Source organism: Arcobacter sp. CECT 8985 (assembly GCF_004116495.1).
Taxonomy (GTDB): domain Bacteria; phylum Campylobacterota; class Campylobacteria; order Campylobacterales; family Arcobacteraceae; genus Malaciobacter.
The window spans coordinates 1-617 of the sequence record NZ_PDKC01000080.1; the positions used below are offsets into that span (position 1 = coordinate 1).

A 617-nucleotide genomic window follows, 5' to 3' on the forward strand; every position below is an offset into this window, starting at 1 on the left:
ATAAAATTTTACCAAAATGGATTTTAAAATTACTTTTTTAAAATCTATTTAAAATTAATTTTATTTATTAATACCTAGTTATAGTATTTGAAGAGTATTTATGTCTTATTTTATGAAATAGTAATATGCAAAAAGTGCATAAATATATCTTCAAAATATAAAAAGAAATATGCTTGGAGGAAGCCATGAAAGAGAATAGACGAGGTTTTATAAAAAAGACTCTAACAGCAAGTGCATTAGTGGCTGCTGGAAGTACAGTTGCAATAGCAAGTACAAAAAGCGAAAATAATGCAAGTTCAAATGGTGTAGTTGTAGGGAAATCTCCTAAAAAAGAGATTTTATACAAACAAACAGCTCAATGGGATGCTTTTTATAAAGCAAGCTATTAATATAAGGTAAGGGGTAAAAGATAATGAGTAAAGATGAGCTCAAAGAAATATCTTTGAAACTAGGAAGAAGAAATTTTCTAAAACTAGCTTCAATTGGTGCGGGAATTGGTGCAACATCAATGTTTGCATCAACAAATAGCGTAAGAGAAGCAACAAAAGAAGAGATAAAAAATCCTTTTCCAGGTTCAAAAAAAGTAAAAACAATCTGTAGTATATGTTCTGCAGGAT

General features: G+C 28.7%; 2 protein-coding genes. Both read left to right on the top strand.

Going from position 1 to position 617, the window contains the following annotated elements:
* Positions 1-185: 185 nt before the first annotated feature.
* On the top strand, positions 186-389 hold the full coding sequence (locus CRU93_RS14050; RefSeq protein ID WP_129104801.1) for a twin-arginine translocation signal domain-containing protein: 204 nt from the start codon (positions 186-188) through the stop codon (positions 387-389).
* A 23-nt stretch (positions 390-412) separates the two neighbouring features.
* A partial coding sequence (locus tag CRU93_RS14055) for a twin-arginine translocation signal domain-containing protein (RefSeq protein ID WP_129104802.1) occupies positions 413-617 on the top strand: 205 nt, incomplete at its 3' end.

Bases quoted from the DNA above. Each gene is read 5' to 3' on its own strand.
- CRU93_RS14050 (WP_129104801.1), top strand. From the start codon at position 186: ATGAAAGAGAATAGACGAGGTTTTATAAAAAAGACTCTAACAGCAAGT.